Annotated in this window: 13 protein-coding genes; 8 read left to right on the top strand and 5 right to left on the bottom strand. The window is 73.9% G+C overall.

Translation table 11 applies throughout. The features are described 5' to 3' along the window. Positions 1-51: 51 nt before the first annotated feature. Together APR03_RS06140 and APR03_RS06135 are read left to right on the top strand one after the other, a co-directional pair. Complete coding sequence (locus APR03_RS06140; RefSeq protein WP_253833684.1) at positions 52-1,872, top strand: HSP90 family protein; 1,821 nt, start codon at positions 52-54, stop codon at positions 1,870-1,872. Beyond that, positions 1,869-4,229, top strand: a complete 2,361-nt coding sequence (locus APR03_RS06135; protein WP_253833683.1) for a hypothetical protein — start codon at positions 1,869-1,871, stop codon at positions 4,227-4,229. Before APR03_RS06140 ends, APR03_RS06135 begins: the two co-directional genes overlap by 4 nt. 75 nt (positions 4,230-4,304) lie before the next feature. Here the strand turns inward: APR03_RS06135 and APR03_RS06130 are convergent, their stop codons facing one another. The 4 genes from APR03_RS06130 to rraA all read right to left on the bottom strand — a co-directional run bounded on the left by APR03_RS06130 (position 4,305) and on the right by rraA (position 8,419). Continuing rightward, positions 4,305-5,051: a DUF4328 domain-containing protein gene (locus APR03_RS06130; protein WP_253833682.1), complete on the bottom strand. Its 747-nt coding sequence runs from the start codon at positions 5,049-5,051 to the stop codon at positions 4,305-4,307. Between the two features lie 168 nt (positions 5,052-5,219). Further along, complete coding sequence (locus tag APR03_RS06125; RefSeq protein ID WP_253833681.1) at positions 5,220-6,905, bottom strand: ribonuclease J; 1,686 nt, start codon at positions 6,903-6,905, stop codon at positions 5,220-5,222. Positions 6,906-6,939: 34 nt separating this feature from the next. Further along, on the bottom strand, positions 6,940-7,905 hold the full coding sequence (gene dapA / locus APR03_RS06120) for a 4-hydroxy-tetrahydrodipicolinate synthase (RefSeq protein ID WP_253833680.1): 966 nt from the start codon (positions 7,903-7,905) through the stop codon (positions 6,940-6,942). A 49-nt stretch (positions 7,906-7,954) separates the two neighbouring features. After that, positions 7,955-8,419 (bottom strand): ribonuclease E activity regulator RraA, encoded by a 465-nt coding sequence (gene rraA / locus APR03_RS06115; protein ID WP_253833679.1) that lies wholly within the window; start codon positions 8,417-8,419, stop codon positions 7,955-7,957. 131 nt (positions 8,420-8,550) lie between these two features. On the opposite strand from rraA, the gene APR03_RS06110 reads away from it, so the two are divergent. From APR03_RS06110 to APR03_RS06085, 6 genes are all read left to right on the top strand, one after another. Then, on the top strand, positions 8,551-10,023 hold the full coding sequence (locus APR03_RS06110) for an NAD-dependent succinate-semialdehyde dehydrogenase (protein ID WP_253833678.1): 1,473 nt from the start codon (positions 8,551-8,553) through the stop codon (positions 10,021-10,023). A 69-nt stretch (positions 10,024-10,092) separates the two neighbouring features. Continuing rightward, positions 10,093-10,866, top strand: coding sequence for an AzlC family ABC transporter permease (locus APR03_RS06105; protein ID WP_253833677.1), 774 nt, complete (start codon positions 10,093-10,095; stop codon positions 10,864-10,866). Beyond that, a complete protein-coding gene (locus APR03_RS06100) occupies positions 10,863-11,183 on the top strand; it encodes an AzlD domain-containing protein (RefSeq protein WP_253833676.1) in 321 nt (106 codons plus the stop codon). Before APR03_RS06105 ends, APR03_RS06100 begins: the two co-directional genes overlap by 4 nt. 46 nt (positions 11,184-11,229) lie before the next feature. After that, the gene (locus APR03_RS06095; RefSeq protein WP_253833675.1) at positions 11,230-11,733 is read left to right on the top strand and encodes a GNAT family N-acetyltransferase; all 504 of its coding nucleotides are present in this window, start codon (positions 11,230-11,232) and stop codon (positions 11,731-11,733) included. 76 nt (positions 11,734-11,809) lie between these two features. Further along, positions 11,810-12,277, top strand: a complete 468-nt coding sequence (locus tag APR03_RS06090; protein ID WP_253833673.1) for a hypothetical protein — start codon at positions 11,810-11,812, stop codon at positions 12,275-12,277. A 63-nt stretch (positions 12,278-12,340) separates the two neighbouring features. Then, positions 12,341-13,645 (top strand): MFS transporter, encoded by a 1,305-nt coding sequence (locus APR03_RS06085; RefSeq protein WP_253833672.1) that lies wholly within the window; start codon positions 12,341-12,343, stop codon positions 13,643-13,645. Here APR03_RS06085 and APR03_RS06080 read toward each other — a convergent pair. Continuing rightward, the gene (locus APR03_RS06080; RefSeq protein WP_253833671.1) at positions 13,635-14,972 is read right to left on the bottom strand and encodes an APC family permease; all 1,338 of its coding nucleotides are present in this window, start codon (positions 14,970-14,972) and stop codon (positions 13,635-13,637) included. The two genes, APR03_RS06085 and APR03_RS06080, sit on opposite strands and share 11 nt — an antisense overlap. Positions 14,973-15,010 lie beyond the last annotated feature (38 nt).

Genomic DNA, 15,010 nt, shown 5'->3' with positions numbered 1-15,010 from the left:
TCCGGCCTCTGGCACGGACTGTCGGTGGGCGCCGCTAGCATCGCGCCCACCATGACGACGCACGAGATCTCGGCGGATCCGCCACACACGTTCCAGGTCGACCTCCGCGGGTTGGTCGACCTGTTGTCCCAGCACCTGTACGCCAGCCCTCGCGTGTACGTCCGCGAGCTGCTCCAGAACGGCGTCGACGCGGTCACCGCGCGACGCGCCCTCGACCCTGGCGCCCCGGGCGCCGTTCGCATCGAGGCGACCGGCACCGCCGTCCGGGTCACCGACACGGGGATCGGCCTCACCGAACCGGAGGTGCACCAGCTCCTGGCCACGATAGGCCGCAGCTCCAAGCGCGACGGCCTCGCCGAGGCGCGCAAGGAGTTCCTGGGCCAGTTCGGCATCGGGCTGCTGGCCTGCTTCGTCGTGGCCGAGACCATCCGTGTGGTGAGCAGGTCGGCCCGGACGCCGGACGCGCCGCCCGTGGAGTGGGTGGCCCGCGGCGACGGCTCGTACACGGTGCGCACCCTGGACGTCGCAGAGCACCCCGAGCCGGGCACCAGCGTGCACCTGGTGGCCCGCCACGGCAGCGAGCACTGGTTCGAGGCCGCCACGGTGGCCGAGCTGGCCACCGACTTCGGGGCACTGCTGCCCTACGACGTGCGGGTGGGCGACGAGCCGGTCACCGGACGGCGGCCGCCGTGGGAGCTCGAGCACGCGGGCCCGACGGCGCGGTCCGCGGCGCTGTCCGCCTACTGCCAGGACACCCTGGGCTTCACGCCGCTCGACTCGATCGAGCTGGACCTGCCGCTGGTCGGCATCCGCGGCGTGGCCTACGTGCTCCCCGGCGTGGTCAGCCCGGCCCAGCGGGGTGGGCACCGCGTGCACCTCAAGGGCATGCTCCTGACGGACCGCGCCGAGACGCTGCTGCCCGACTGGGCGTTCTTCGTGCGGTGCGTGCTGGACACCGATGCGCTGCGTCCGACGGCCAGCCGTGAGCAGCTCTACGAGGACGAGACGCTCGCGGCCGTCCGCGACGCGCTGGGTGACCGCGTGCGCGAGTGGCTCGCGCAGCTCGCGACCACCTCCCCGGAGCGCCTGCGGCGGTTCCTGGCGGTGCACCACCTGGGGGTCAAGGCGCTCGCCCTGCACGACGAGGACGTGCTGCGCACCATGCTCCCGTGGCTCCCGTTCGAGACGTCGGAGGGCGAGCTGACGCTCGACGACCTGGTCCGGCGGCACCGGACGGTGCACTTCACCCGGACGGTCGACGAGTTCCGGCAGGTCTCCGCCGTCGCGGCGGCGCAGGGTATGGCCGTGGTCAACGGCGGGTACACCTACGACGCGGCCCTGGTGGAGGCGCTCCCCCTGGTGCGGCCCGGGGTTGCGGTCGAGGAGCTCGACGCGTCGGTCGTCACGGCGCACCTCGACCACGTGGACCCGGCCGCCGAGCTCGCGCTCGCCCCCTTCCTGGCCACCGCCCGGGCGCGCCTGGACCCGCTGGACTGCGACGTCGTGGTGCGCGCCTTCCAGCCGGCGTCCCTGGCCGCGGTGCACCTGGACGACCGGTCCACCCGCCACGAGCGGGCCCGGGCCGAGGCCGAGAGCGAGGCAGACGACCTGTGGGCCGGGATCCTCGGCTCGCTGCGCGACGAGGCACCACGTGCCCGGCTCGTGCTGAACCACCTCAACCCGCTCGTGCGGCGCGTCGCGGGGCTGCCCGGTCCCGACCTGACCGGGGTGGCCGTCGAGGCCCTGTACGGGCAGGCGCTGCTCCAGGCGCGCCGGCCCCTGCGGCCGGCGGACCAGGCGCTCGTGAACCGCGCGTTCGGTGAGCTCCTGGCCTGGGCGACCCCCCGCCTGACCCAGGAGAACGACCGATGAGCCAGATCACCGACCTCACGACCCTCCAGCGAGCCATCTGGGAGAACGACCAGCGCCCCCGCGGCACCGCGCAGGCCGTGGCCGCCGAGAGCATCCTCGACGAGGCCCGGGCTCTCGGCCCGGAGGCCGAGGTCAAGGCGCTGCTGCACCTGGTCCACGCCTACGAGTTCAGCGCGGACCGGCACAAGATGCTCGTGCCTTTCGCCAGGGCGCTGCGCCTGTGGGACCAGGACCCGAGCGTCTTCGACTCGTACGGCACCCATTCCCTGTTCTGGATGTTCAAATGGATGACGTCCGGACTGGTCGACCTGCCGCAGGTCCCGCTGGCCGCCATCGAGGACACCCTCGCAGACATGGAGAAGCGCTACCGCGTCGCGGGGCACACCGAGCGCGCGGTGCGGATGTCGGAGTTCGTCGTGGCCGACCACGTGGGCGACCACGCCCGGGCACGCAAGGCGTTCGACGGCTGGCTCACCGCCGCGCGCGGTGACATGGCGGACTGCCACGCCTGCGAGATCGCCGCCCAGGGCGGGTACTACTCCCGCACGGGCGACGACGCCCGGGCGATGGAGCACTGGGCGCCGGTGCTCGGCGGCGAGCTGACCTGCGCCGAGGAGCCGCACCGTACGCTCGCGCGGTCGCTCCTGCCCCTGGTCCGGCTCGGCCGGATCGACGAGGCCCGGACGAACCACCTGCGTGGCTACCCGATGGTCAAGGGATCAGAGAGCATGCAGCCGTCCGTGGCCCGGCACATCGAGTTCTGCGCGCTGACCGGCAACGAGGCACGCGGGCTCGAGCTGCTGGCCGACACCCCGGCGTACTTCGAGGCGACCGGCGACCCCGACTCCCGCCTCAGCTTCTTCACCGTGACCGGGCTGCTCATGGACCGCCTGGTGGCGCTCGGGCACGGCGACCTGCCGGTCCCCGGCCCGGCGGACCGGTCGTGGACCGCGGCCGAGCTGGCCGGCCGCGCCCGCAGCGAGGCCCTCGCCCTCGCGGGCCGGTTCGACGCGCGCAACGGCACGACGGCGGTCAGCGAGGAGGTACAGGCACGCCTGGACGCCCGGCCGCTCGTGGACCGGCTGCCGCTCGGCCTGCGCATGGCCCTCGCGGTGGCCCGGGACGCCGGCCCGGGCGAGGAGGCCGGGCCGGAGGCACCGGCCCCGGCCGGCGCGGCACCTGACGGCGACACCGCGTCCGACGACACGGCAGACGGGGAGGCCGCCGGTGGGTCCGCCGAGAGCCTCGGTGACCCGGACGACGCGATGCCCGCCGACGTCCGTGCGGCGCTCGACCGGTACGAGCACGCGCGCGAGGCCGGCGACCTGCACGAGATGCGCGCGGGGATGTCGGAGGCGATCGACCGCGCCGGCGACGCGGCGGCCCCGAGCTGGCGCGCGGGCGCGCACCTGCAGCTCTCCGAGGTACTGGCCGCGGACGAGGACGTGCCGGGTGCCCTGCACCACGCCTACGAGGCGGTGGCCTGGGCCGACCTCGCCGACCCGCGGTTCGCGGTGGTGGCCCGGACCCGGCTCGGCGCCCACCTCATGGCCGGCGGGCGGCACGACGAGGCGGCACCTGTGCTGGAACAGGCCCTGAGCGACCTGGACCCCTCCCCCGAGGTGCACGGCGAGGGCAACCTCGTCCAGGTGCGCTGGTGGCTCGGGGAGTGCGCGGCCGGGCGTCACGAGCCCGCGGAGGCCGCCCGGCACTGGCTCGCCGCGGCCCAGGTGGCGCAGCGCTGGCCGGACCAGACCGACCACGCGGTGCTCGCCACACTGGCGGCGGAGGCGCTCGAGCGGGCCGGGGAGGGCTCCTCGGCCGAGCTCGCGTACGCACGTGCGGCCGAGCTGTGGGCCGGGGTGGGCGACACCCCGCGGCTGGTCCGCGCGAGCCGCGCCTGGGCGTGGGCCGTCCGCGACCGCGACCCCGCCGAGGCCGGCCGGATCATGACGAGTGCGACGCAGGCGTGCGAGGCGGCGCTCGCCGGGCCAGCCGGTGCGGCCGGTGACGAGCTCGCGGAGCTGCGGCTCCTGCTGGCCGAGACCCTCGACCAGCACGCCCGGGTCATCGCCGAGGAGGACGAGGACACGGGCCGGTTCGGCGGGCTCTACGAGGGTGCGCTGGCGGAGGCGTCGGCACTCGCGAGCCGCGCCGAGACCCTCCTGCGGGAGTCCGCCGACGTCGCGCGGTGGTGCCGGAGCGCCCTGCTGGCCGCCGAGCTGGCGGTGGAGACGGGCGACGCGACGGCCGGTCTGGAGCTGGTCGCGGTCGTGGAGGCACGGATCGAGGGCGACGACGAGCTCGGTGGCTTCCGTGGCCATGCCGGCTGGATCCGCGAGCAGACCAGCGCCTGAGCCGGAACCCCGGGCAGCCCCGCACGTGGTCGTGCGGGGCTGCCCGGGGGCGATCCTGGACGCCTGCGGCAGGCCTCAGGACGGGTACGCCCCGCCCGCTGGGATTCGTTCACGCTGCCACGCCGTGATCTCGCGGACGATCCGGATCCACAGGACGAGGGCCACGATCATCGCGGCGGTGGCGACGAGCTGGACCGGGACCAGGGCGTCGGCGGCCACCGCGGTCGCCTCCGGCGTCGTGCGGAGGTTCATCCGCCCGGCGGAGTTGGAGACGACGACGAAGACGAGCCAGGCCGCCCACCAGCCACCGATCCCCCCGATCAGCCTCGTCGTCGTCGCCCGCCGCACGTCCCGTACCACCTGGTAGGGGAACCAGAAGCTCACGACCGGTACCCACCAGCCCAGCCACGCCCAGACCCTGCCTCGGGCGTGGACGTATCGCGGGTCGAGGGCCTCCGCCGTCGCCCGGCTGGTCGACAGCCAGAGACAGGCCACCACGTAGGCGGCGATCTGTACCGGCACGAGCAGCAGCCCGACGGCGTCGTACCCCGTGAAGGCACTCGCAAGGGCACCGTCGCCGGCGGCGGCCGCGGCACGCAGCGCGTCGGCCGCCTGCGGCGCCGTCGCGAGCTGGAGCACCTGGACCACCGTCCACACACAGGCCAGGACGATCGTCGCGACGCCGAGCCCCGCGGCGCTGCGTGGCGGCGGCGCGTACGGCGCCGCGTGGACGTACTGCGGTGGTTGCTGTGCGGCCCGGGCCAGCGGCGGTGCCGTGGGCGGGCTCGTGGGCGGGGTGAACGGGTTGTCAGGCTGCGTCATCGGGATGCCTTTCTGGGGTGCATCGGAACGCTAGCCCGGACAAACCGCCCGCATGATGAGGTATCGGGTGAACTCCGGGGTGAAAGCCGGACGCGGAAACGGGACCGGGGCCGTGCGTCCGATCGTGGTGATCGGACGCACGGCCCCGGTCCCGCCCGCGCAGACCGGTTACGCCTCGACGACCACCGGGACGATCATCGGCTTGCGACGCAGCCGGGTGGCCACGTAGCGGCCGATGGTGCGCCGCATGATCTGCTGCAGCTGGTGAGTGTCCGTGGCCCCGCCCGCGATCGCGTTCTCCAGCGCCGCGGTGACCTCCGGCATCACCTTGTCGAACACCGAGGCGTCCTCGGCCATGCCCCGCGCGAGCACCTGCGGGGGCGCGAGTACCTTACCCGTCGCCGTGTCGATCACGGCGAAGACGGACACGAAGCCCTCCTCGCCGAGGATGACGCGGTCCTTGAGCTCGGCGTCCGTGATCTCGCCGACCGACGAACCGTCGACGTACACGTACCCGCACGGGACGGCGCCGACCACGGAGGCCTTGCCGTCCACGAGGTCCACGACCACGCCGTCCTCGGCGAGCACCACGCGGTCGGCCGGCACGCCGGTCTTGACCGCGAGCGCCCCGTTCGCCACGAGGTGGCGCACCTCGCCGTGCACGGGCATGACGTTCTTGGGCTTGAGGATGTTGTAGCAGTACATCAGCTCGCCGGCCGAGGCGTGCCCGGAGACGTGCACCTTGGCGTTGCCGCCGTGCACCACGCGCGCGCCGAGGCGGGTGAGGCCGTTGATGATGCGGAACACCGCGTTCTCGTTGCCCGGGATGAGCGACGACGCGAGGATCACGGTGTCGCCGTACTCGACCTGGACCTTGTGGTCGCCGTTGGCCATGCGGCTGAGCGCGGCCATCGGCTCGCCCTGCGAGCCGGTCGACATGTAGACGATCTGGTCGTCGGGCACCGAGTCGGCCTTCTTCAGGTCGATGAGCACGCCCGGCGGCACGTCGAGGTAGCCCAGGTCGGCGGCGATGCCCATGTTGCGCACCATGGACCGGCCCACGAGCGCGACGCGGCGGCCGTGGGCGTGCGCGGCGCGCAGCACCTGCTGCACGCGGTGCACGTGCGAGGAGAACGACGCGACGATGATCCGCTTGTCGGCGTGCGCGAACACGTTGTCCAGCACGGGGCCGATCTCGGCCTCGGGCGTGACGAAGCCGGGCACCTCGGCGTTCGTGGAGTCGACCATGAACAGGTCGACGCCCTTCTCGCCGAGGCGCGCGAAGGCGCGCAGGTCGGTGATGCGGCCGTCGAGCGGCAGCTGGTCCATCTTGAAGTCACCGGTGTGCAGCACGGTGCCCGCAGCGGTCGTGACCGCGACGGCGAGCGCGTCCGGGATGGAGTGGTTGACGGCGACGAACTCGCAGTCGAACACGCCGAGCTTCTCGCGCTGCCCCTCGGCCACCTCGAGGGTGTAGGGCTTGATGCGGTGCTCCTTGAGCTTCGCCTCGATGAACGCGAGCGTCAGGCGGGAGCCGACCAGCGGGATGTCCTGGCGCAGCCGCAGCAGGTACGGCACGGCACCGATGTGGTCCTCGTGGCCGTGCGTCAGCACGATCGCCTCGATGTCGTCGAGGCGGTCCTTGATGTACTCGAAGTCCGGCAGGATCAGGTCCACGCCGGGCTGGTTGTCCTCGGGGAACAGCACTCCGCAGTCGATGACGAGCAGCTTGCCGGCATGCTCCAGGACCGCCATGTTGCGCCCCACCTCGCCCAGGCCGCCGAGGGCGACCACGCGCAGGCCGCCTTCGGGCAGCGCAGGGGGAAGGGACAGTTCGGGGTGAGGATGACTCACGTGGCCTCCAAGGCCTCGTTCCAACAGAAAAGTTTCAGTGCCCGACGGCGGCGCTCGCCTCCGCGAGCCGGCTCGCCTCGGGCAGGGGTGCGGTGTCGCGCAGCAGGCCGGCGTCCGCCAGCACCGCGCGCAGGACGGCGACCTCGTCGTCCGTCGCCGCGACGTTCGGCAGGCGCAGGAACCGGTTGTCCGTGACGCCCAGGATCTCGACGGCCGCCTTGGCCATGACGGCCTGCGCACCCGCTCCGTTGAGGCCGTCGATGACGCCGGTGGTGGTGCGGAAGACCTCGATCGCGCCGGCGAGGTCGCCGGCGTCGAACCGGCGGACGGTCTCCGCGAAGTGCGCGCCGACCACGTGCGCGGCCACGGACACGATCCCCGCGCCGCCGACGCTCAGGAACGGCAGCAGCAGGCCGTCGTCGCCCGAGTACCAGGCCAGGCCCGTCTCGGGGATGAGCTTGCTCGCGGCGTAGACGTCGCCGGTGGCGTCCTTGTTCGCGACGATGCGCGGGTGCTGCGCGAGGCGCAGGTACGTCTCGCGCGCGATGCGCACGACGGTGCGGCCCGGCACGTCGTAGAGCATGACGGGCAGGTCGGTCGCGTCGGCGACCGCCACGAAGTGCTGGTACAGGCCCTCCTGGCTGGGCCGGGAGTAGTAGGGCGACACCACCAGCAGGCCGTCGGCGCCGGCCTCGGCCGCCTGCTCGGCCATGCGGATGGCGTGCACCGTGTCGTTCGAGCCCGCGCCCGCCACGACGGCGGCACGGTCGCCCACCGCCTCGACGACGGCAGCGACCAGCTCTTCCTTCTCGGGCGTGTGCGTCACCGGGGACTCGCCGGTGGTGCCGGACAGGACGAGGCCGTCGTTGCCGTCGTCCACGAGCTTCTTCGCCAGCTTGACCGCTGCCTTCAGGTCCACGGCGCCGTCGGGCGTCATCGGGGTGACCATGGCAGTCAGCACCGCGCCGAACGGGCGCGCGGGATCAGTGGGAAGAACCATGGCACTACCGTACCGTTTACCGCCCCGTTCACCGCTCGCCGAAGACCGCTCAGCGCTCGACGAGCACGCCGTCCTCGTCCGCGTGCACCGTGGCCCCCGGGCGGAAGACGACACCGCCGATCTCGACCGCCTCGTCGAGCACGCCCGCGCCCGTCTTCGCGGACTTGCGCGGGTTCGTGCCCAGCGCCTTGACCCCCAGCGGCAGCCGGCCGATCGCCGCCGAGTCGCGGATCGCCCCGTGGATGATCGCGCCGGCCCAGCCGTTCTCGACCGCCGCGGCGGCGATGAGGTCGCCCATGAGGGCGCTGCGCAGCGAGCCGCCGCCGTCCACCACGAGCACCGCACCCTCGCCCGGGGTCTGCATCACGGCCTTGACCAGGCCGTTGTCCTCGTGACAACGCACCGTGCGGACCGGGCCGGAGAACGCGCGGACGCCGCCGAAGTCCCGCAGCTGGAGGCTGAGGGAGGCGAGCGCCTCGCCGTGCTCGTCGTACAGGTCGGCCGTCGCGGTCATCGCGGTCCTCCGTGTCGCCGGGTGTGTGCTCGTGGGTGTGCCGGGACGATACCGGGTCGCCGGGGCAGGTGGCGGGGGCGGCTCGTCGGGCCTGGTCGTCGCGGTCTTGCACGGGAGTGGATACTCGGACTATGACGGCGACGACGCTCTCCCCCGCCCTCGTGGCGCACCTGCCCACCGGTCTGCTCGTCGACGGGCACTGGGGACCCGCGGCGGACCGGTCCACGTTCGAGGTGACCGACCCGGCGACGGGCGAGGGCATCTTCGACGTCGCGGACGCCACGCCCGCGGACGCCGTCCGCGCCCTGGACGCCGCGCACGCCGCCGCCCCCGCCTGGCGGGCCGTGCCGCCGCGCGAGCGCTCCGAGCTGCTGCGCGCCGTGTTCGCCCGCCTCGTGGCCCGGGCCGACGACATCGCCGCCCTCATCACCGCGGAGGCCGGCAAGCCCCTGGCGGAGGCCCGCGCCGAGGTGGTCTACGGCGCGGAGTTCCTGCGCTGGTTCGCCGAGGAGGCGGTGCGCGCCGACGGCCTGGTGCGGCGGGCGCCGTCGGGCGGCAACACGCAGTACGTGAGCCGCCGGCCCGTGGGGCCGTCCCTGCTCATCACGCCCTGGAACTTCCCCATCGCGATGGCGACGCGCAAGATCGCCCCGGCCCTGGCCGCCGGGTGCACCGTGGTGGTCAAGCCGTCCGAGCTCACCCCGCTCACGACGCTGCTGGTCGCCGAGATCATCCGGTCCGAGGCCGAGGAGCGCGGCCTGCCCACCGGCATCGTCAACGTGGTCCCGACCACCTCGGCGGCCGACGTCACCGGCCCCTTGTTCGAGGACCCGCGGCTGCGCAAGGTCTCGTTCACCGGCTCGACCGGGGTGGGGCGCACCCTGCTCGCGCAGGCCTCGAAGAACGTGCTGCGCAGTTCCATGGAGCTGGGTGGCAACGCGCCGTTCATCGTGTTCGAGGACGCCGACCTGGACGCCGCCGTCGAGGGTGCGCTGATCGCCAAGCTGCGCAACTCCGGGCAGTCCTGCGTGGCGGCCAACCGCTTCCTGGTGCACGACGCCGTCGCGCACACCTTCGCGGAGAAGTTCGCCGACGCCGTGGGCGCCAAGGTGACCGCCCCCGGCACGCAGCCCGGCGCCGAGGTGGGTCCGCTCATCAACGAGGCCGCGGTGGAGAAGGTGACCGGCCTCGTGGACGACGCCGCGGGCGACGGCGCCCAGGTGCTCACGGGCGGCTCGCGCCTCGACCGGCCGGGGCACTTCTACCGGCCCACCGTGCTGACGGGCGTCAGCGGCGACGCCCGGATCGTGACCGAGGAGATCTTCGGCCCGGTGGCCCCGATCGTGGCCTTCGGCTCCGACGACGAGGCGTACGAGCTGGCCAACGGGACCCCCTTCGGCCTGGCCGCCTACGCGTACACGACGTCGCTGGCGCGGGCGCAGCGCGCCATGGACGAGATCGAGGCCGGGATGATCGGGATCAACCGGGGCCTGGTGTCCGACGCGAGCGCGCCGTTCGGTGGCGTGAAGTCGTCGGGCCTGGGCCGCGAGGGCGGCGACACCGGCATCGACGAGTACCAGGAGACGGTGTACGTGGCGCTCTGAGCGCCGGGCACCCCGTCCGGCTGACGGAAATCGCGGCGCGACCGGGTGCCGGCGTCGTAGCCTCACCGCGTGAAGGTCCTTCCCACCCAGCCGGCCGCCCGCGCCGCCGCCCGCCAGGGCGTGAGCGTCGCGGTGGCCACCGGCCTGTACGGCGTCTCCTTCGGCGCCCTGTCCGTGGCGGCGGGCATCGGCCTGGCGCCCACCATGGCCCTGAGCCTGCTCATGTTCTCCGGCGGCTCGCAGTTCGCCCTCGTGGGAGTCGTCGGCGCGGCCGGTACCCCCCTGGCGGCCATCGCCACGGCCACGCTGCTCGGCCTGCGCAACGCGCTGTACGGCGCCGTGGTCTCGCCGCTGCTGGAGGTGCGCGGCTGGCGCCGGCTCGCCGCCGCGCAGGTCACCATCGACGAGTCGACGGCGGTCGCCGTCGCGCAGCCGGAGCCCGCGGCGTCCCGCGTGGGGTTCTGGGTCACCGGCGTCGGCGTCTTCGTGGTCTGGAACACGTTCGTGCTGCTCGGTGCGCTCGCCGGCGACGCCCTCGGCGACCCCCGAGCCTGGGGGCTCGACGCGGCGGCCGCCGCCGCGTTCCTGGCTCTCGTGTGGCCCCGGCTCGCGCCACGGCGTGCCCAGGTGGTCGCCGGCCTGGCCGTCGCGGCCACGGCCGCCCTCGTCCCCTTCGTACCGCCGGGCATCCCGGTGCTCGCCGCCGCCGCGGTCGCGATGGTCGTCGGGCTGGTGGTGCCGGCCGCGGCCGGCGGTGCACCCGCCGCGGACGCCGACGACCCGCACAGCACGACCGACACGACCGACACGAACGGCACGACCGACCGGGAGGCCGTCCGATGACCACCGCCGCACTGTGGACCACCGTGCTCGTCGCGTCGCTCGCCTGCTTCGCGCTCAAGCTCGCCGGGCACCTCGTGCCCCGCTCCTGGCTCGCCTCCGAACGCGTCTCCCGGGTGACCTCGCTCGTGACCGTCGCCCTGCTCGTGTCCCTCGTCGTGGTCCAGGGCTTCGCCGACGGCCGCACGCTCGCGGTCGACGCGCGCGTCCCGGCGCTCGCCGTCGCGGCCCTCGCGCTCGCGCTGCGCGCCCCGTTCATCCTGGTGGTGTTCCTCGCCGCGGCCACGGCGGCGGGCCTGCGCGCCCTCGGCTGGGGCTGACGCCGTCGCGGCGCGCCGGTACCCGGCGCCTCGGTAGGGTGGACGGATGGCACTGTTCCGTGAGACCGCCGACGTGTCCGTGCGACCTGCCGTCGCCGGGGACGAGTCCGCCGTGACCGACGTGCAGGTGTCCTCGTGGAGAGCGACCGGGGTGCTCGGCGAGGGCGTCATCCAGGCCCTCGACGTGCCCGCGATGCGGGACCGCTGGGCCTCCGCGATCACCGCGCCCCCCGGCCCGGGCTTCGCGGTGCTCGTGGCGCTCGATGGGCCCGACGTCGTCGGCTTCGCCGCCGTCTCCCCCGGCCAGGTGCTGTCGCTGGAGGTGCTGCCCGAGGCACAGCGGGCGGGCCACGGGTCCCGCCTCCTGGCCGCCGCCGTCGACCGGCTGCGGGCCGACGGCTCCGAGACGGTCACGACCTGGGCGCTCGCCGACGACACGGCACGCGCCGCCTTCCTGGCGGCGAGCGGGCTGGGCGAGGACGGCCGCAGCCGCACGCTGGCGACGGGCCCCCGCGAGGTCGTCGAGCACCGCTGGTCCGCCCAGATCTGACGCACGCCGCGGCGCGAACCCCAGGTTTCACGCCCGCGTGACAGTCCCGTGACACGGCCTTGCGACCATCGGCCGCATGGGGATCCGCACCGACTACTTCGCAGCGCCGACCGACGAGGTGGCGGCGACGGTGCTGAGCACGCCCGGCGGGCCGACCGAGCCCGACCTGCGCACCGACCGGCCCCGGTTCGACGCCGTGGCGCTGCCGTCCGTCGACCCGTTCGTCATGCTCGGCGGGCTCGCCGGCGTCCTGTCCGGACGGCCGTACGGCGAGGTGACGGCGCACCCGCGCCACGGCGCGCTCGTCGGCGCACGCGGTGAGGAGGGGCCGTGGGTCGTGTCCGTGGCACAGACCCTCGTCGAGGATCTCGCTTCCGCCGGACCCGCCCGGCTGGCCGCGGCCGCGAGCGACTGGGCCGGTACCGCCGCGCGCACGGCTACCGCGGCCAGCCTGGCGGCCGCGCTGCTTCCGCTCGCCGCCCTCGCCGCCCGAGCGGCGGACGCCGGCCACGGCCTCTACTGCTGGACGAGCCTGACAGACTGAGCCCGGCGACGGGCCGCCGGACGGCCGTCCCACGGCGCCCCGCGAAGGTGCTTCACTTGCCCCGTGACCCGCGCCCGTAACCCGCTCTGGCGGACCCTCGTCGAGCTCCGCGGCAACCCTCGCGCCTGCGTGTGGACCGAGCCGCTGTGGGGCCTCTCCATGGCCCTCGTGCTGCCCTATGCCTCGGTGTTCATGCTGGCCCTGGGCCTGCACGACGCGCAGATCGGCTTCCTGGCCACGATCGCGATGCTGTCCCAGGTCGGCTTCGGGCTGGCGGGCGGGATCATCACCGACCGGCTCGGCCGCCGCACCACCACGGCGCTGTTCGACGTGATCGCCTGGGTGATCCCGTGCCTGCTGTGGGCGTTCGCGCAGAACTTCTGGTTCTTCCTGGCGGCCTCGCTGGTCAACGGCGCGCTGCAGGTGACCCAGAACTCGTGGGACTGCCTCATGGTCGAGGACGCGGAACGCCGTCAGATCACGCGGATCTACTCGCTGGTCAAGGTCGCCGCCGACTGCTCGGCCCTGTTCGCACCGCTGGCGGCCGTGCTGGTCGCCCAGCTCGGGCTCGAGCCCGCCGTGCGGATCCTGTACGTCAACGCCGCGATCGTGATGACCGTCAAGATCGTCTGGCTCTACCTGTGGTCCCACGAGACCCGGCAGGGTCGCGTACGGATGGCGGCCACGCGCGGGCAGAGCGTGTGGCGGCTCTTCGCCGGCTACCGCGGGGTGCTCGGCCTGCTGCTGCGCTCGCGCGGGTCGCTGCTCGCCCTCGCCGTGGCCGCGCTGACCGCCGCCGTCACGCTCGTCAACGGCACGTTCTGGCAGGTGGTGGCGAGCCAGCACCTGCACGTGCCGGACGCGCTGCTGCCGTTCTTCCCGATGGTCCGCTCGGTGCTGTCGGTGACCTTCTTCTTCACGCTCATCCCCCTGCTGACCACCGCCGTGGACCTCAAGCGGGCCGCGCTGTGGGGCTTCGGGGTGCACCTGGCCGGCCAGGTCACGCTCGTCGCCATCGCGGCCCCGGACGGCGCCGCCACGGGCGCGACCTACGCGTTCCTCGGCCTGTGCCTGCTGCTGGACAGCTTCGGCGCGGGCATGCTGTTCATGCTCTCGGAGTCGCTCGTCGCGCTGCACGTGGACGAGGCGGAGCGGTCCCGGGTGATGGCGATCCAGCGCACGTGCATCATGCTCGCGGCGGCGCCGTTCGGCTGGATCTCCGGCTGGCTGTCCGGGATCGACCGCACCTACCCGTTCGTGCTCACCGCGGGGCTGCTCGTGCTCGGGTTCGTGCTGGTCGCGGTGCGCTGGGTGCCGACCCACGCCGAGGAGCACCCGGACACGCCCCGCGCCGACCTCACCGACTGACCTCGGGTCCCGCGTCGTCCCCGTTGCGGCGGCGGGTCAGGCGCATGGCCACGTACAGCACCAGGCCGACGACGAGCAGCGCGCCGGCCCGCAGCCACGTGGCGCCCGACTGCTGGGTCAGGAGCAGGAAGCAGCTCGCGACGCCCAGCCACGGCACCACCGTCAGCACGCGGAAATGGTCGTGCTCGACGTGGTCCCGGCGCAGCACGAGGACGGCGACGTTGGTGCTCGCGAAGACCAGCAGCAGGAGCAGGACGACGGTCTCCGCGAGCGCGGCGAGGTCGCCGGTGAAGACCAGCACCATGGCCACCAGCGTGGTGACCACGATCGCCACCCAGGGCGTGCGGCGGCCGGGGAGCACCCGGCCGAGCACGGACGGCAGGAGCCGCTGCTCCGCCATGCCGTAGGCGAGGCGGCTCGACATGATCATGGTCAGCAGCGCGCCGTTGGCGACGGCGATGAGCGCCACGAGGGAGAACAGCCACTCGGGCACCGTGCCCGCCGCCGAGACCACCTCGAGCAGCGGGCCGCTCGACCCGGCGAGCGTGCCGGGCTCCACGACCGCGACCGCCGCGACCCCGACCGCCAGGTAGACGACGCCCGCGGTGATCAGCGCGCCGAACAGGGCACGCGGGTAGACCCGGCGCACGTCCTTGACCTCCTCGGCCACGTTCGCCGACGTCTCGAACCCCACGAACGAGTAGTACGCCAGGATGGCCGCCGACAGGACGGCGAGCGCGGGCGTCACCCCGTCGGCGAACTGCGTCGCCCGCCCGAGGTCGCCGTCGCCCCGGCCGAGCACGACGGCCGCGAGCACGACGATCAGCACCAGGCCGCCGACCTCGACGATGGTCATGACGACGTTCGCACCGAGCGACTCCTTGATGCCGCGCGCGTTCAGGAGCGCGACCGCGGTGAGGAACAGGAGCGCGACGACGCGCTCGGGCGCGTCGACGAAGGCGGCGAAGTAGTCGCCGGCGAACGCGAGGGACAGGCCGGCGGCGCTGGTGACGCCCGCGGCCAGCATGGAGAACCCGACCAGGAACGAGATCACCGGCTGCTTGAAGGCCCGTTCGGCGAACACGGCCGCGCCGCCCGCGCGGGGGTACTTGGTGACGAGCTCGGCATAGGAGCCCGCGGTGAGCAGCGCCAGGCCGAGGGCCACGAGCAGCGGCAGCCAGACGGCGCCGCCGACCTCCCCGGCCAGCTCGCCCACGAGGGCGTAGACGCCGGCACCGAGCACGTCGCCGAGGATGAACAGGTAGAGCAGCCGGCCGCTCACCGTGCGGTTCAGGCGGGTGTCCGGCTCGTTCGCGGTCGCTGTCATGACGAGAGGTTCGCACCACCCGCGCGAGCTCGCAGGCC

This window comes from Promicromonospora thailandica (genome assembly GCF_024171955.1).
Taxonomy (GTDB): domain Bacteria; phylum Actinomycetota; class Actinomycetes; order Actinomycetales; family Cellulomonadaceae; genus Promicromonospora; species Promicromonospora thailandica.
The sequence above is the reverse complement of the archived record's forward strand: the minus strand, read 5'-3'. Positions and strand labels throughout refer to the sequence as shown.

What these genes read in the sequence shown, in the direction of transcription:
- APR03_RS06140 (WP_253833684.1), top strand. Translation starts at nt 52, where the DNA reads ATGACGACGCACGAGATCTCGGCGGATCCGCCACACACGTTCCAGGTC.
- APR03_RS06135 (WP_253833683.1), top strand. Translation starts at nt 1,869, where the DNA reads ATGAGCCAGATCACCGACCTCACGACCCTCCAGCGAGCCATCTGGGAG.
- APR03_RS06130 (WP_253833682.1), bottom strand. Translation starts at nt 5,051, where the DNA reads ATGACGCAGCCTGACAACCCGTTCACCCCGCCCACGAGCCCGCCCACG.
- dapA (WP_253833680.1), bottom strand. Translation starts at nt 7,905, where the DNA reads ATGGTTCTTCCCACTGATCCCGCGCGCCCGTTCGGCGCGGTGCTGACT.
- rraA (WP_253833679.1), bottom strand. Translation starts at nt 8,419, where the DNA reads ATGACCGCGACGGCCGACCTGTACGACGAGCACGGCGAGGCGCTCGCC.
- APR03_RS06110 (WP_253833678.1), top strand. Translation starts at nt 8,551, where the DNA reads ATGACGGCGACGACGCTCTCCCCCGCCCTCGTGGCGCACCTGCCCACC.
- APR03_RS06100 (WP_253833676.1), top strand. Translation starts at nt 10,863, where the DNA reads ATGACCACCGCCGCACTGTGGACCACCGTGCTCGTCGCGTCGCTCGCC.
- APR03_RS06095 (WP_253833675.1), top strand. Translation starts at nt 11,230, where the DNA reads ATGGCACTGTTCCGTGAGACCGCCGACGTGTCCGTGCGACCTGCCGTC.
- APR03_RS06090 (WP_253833673.1), top strand. Translation starts at nt 11,810, where the DNA reads ATGGGGATCCGCACCGACTACTTCGCAGCGCCGACCGACGAGGTGGCG.
- APR03_RS06080 (WP_253833671.1), bottom strand. Translation starts at nt 14,972, where the DNA reads ATGACAGCGACCGCGAACGAGCCGGACACCCGCCTGAACCGCACGGTG.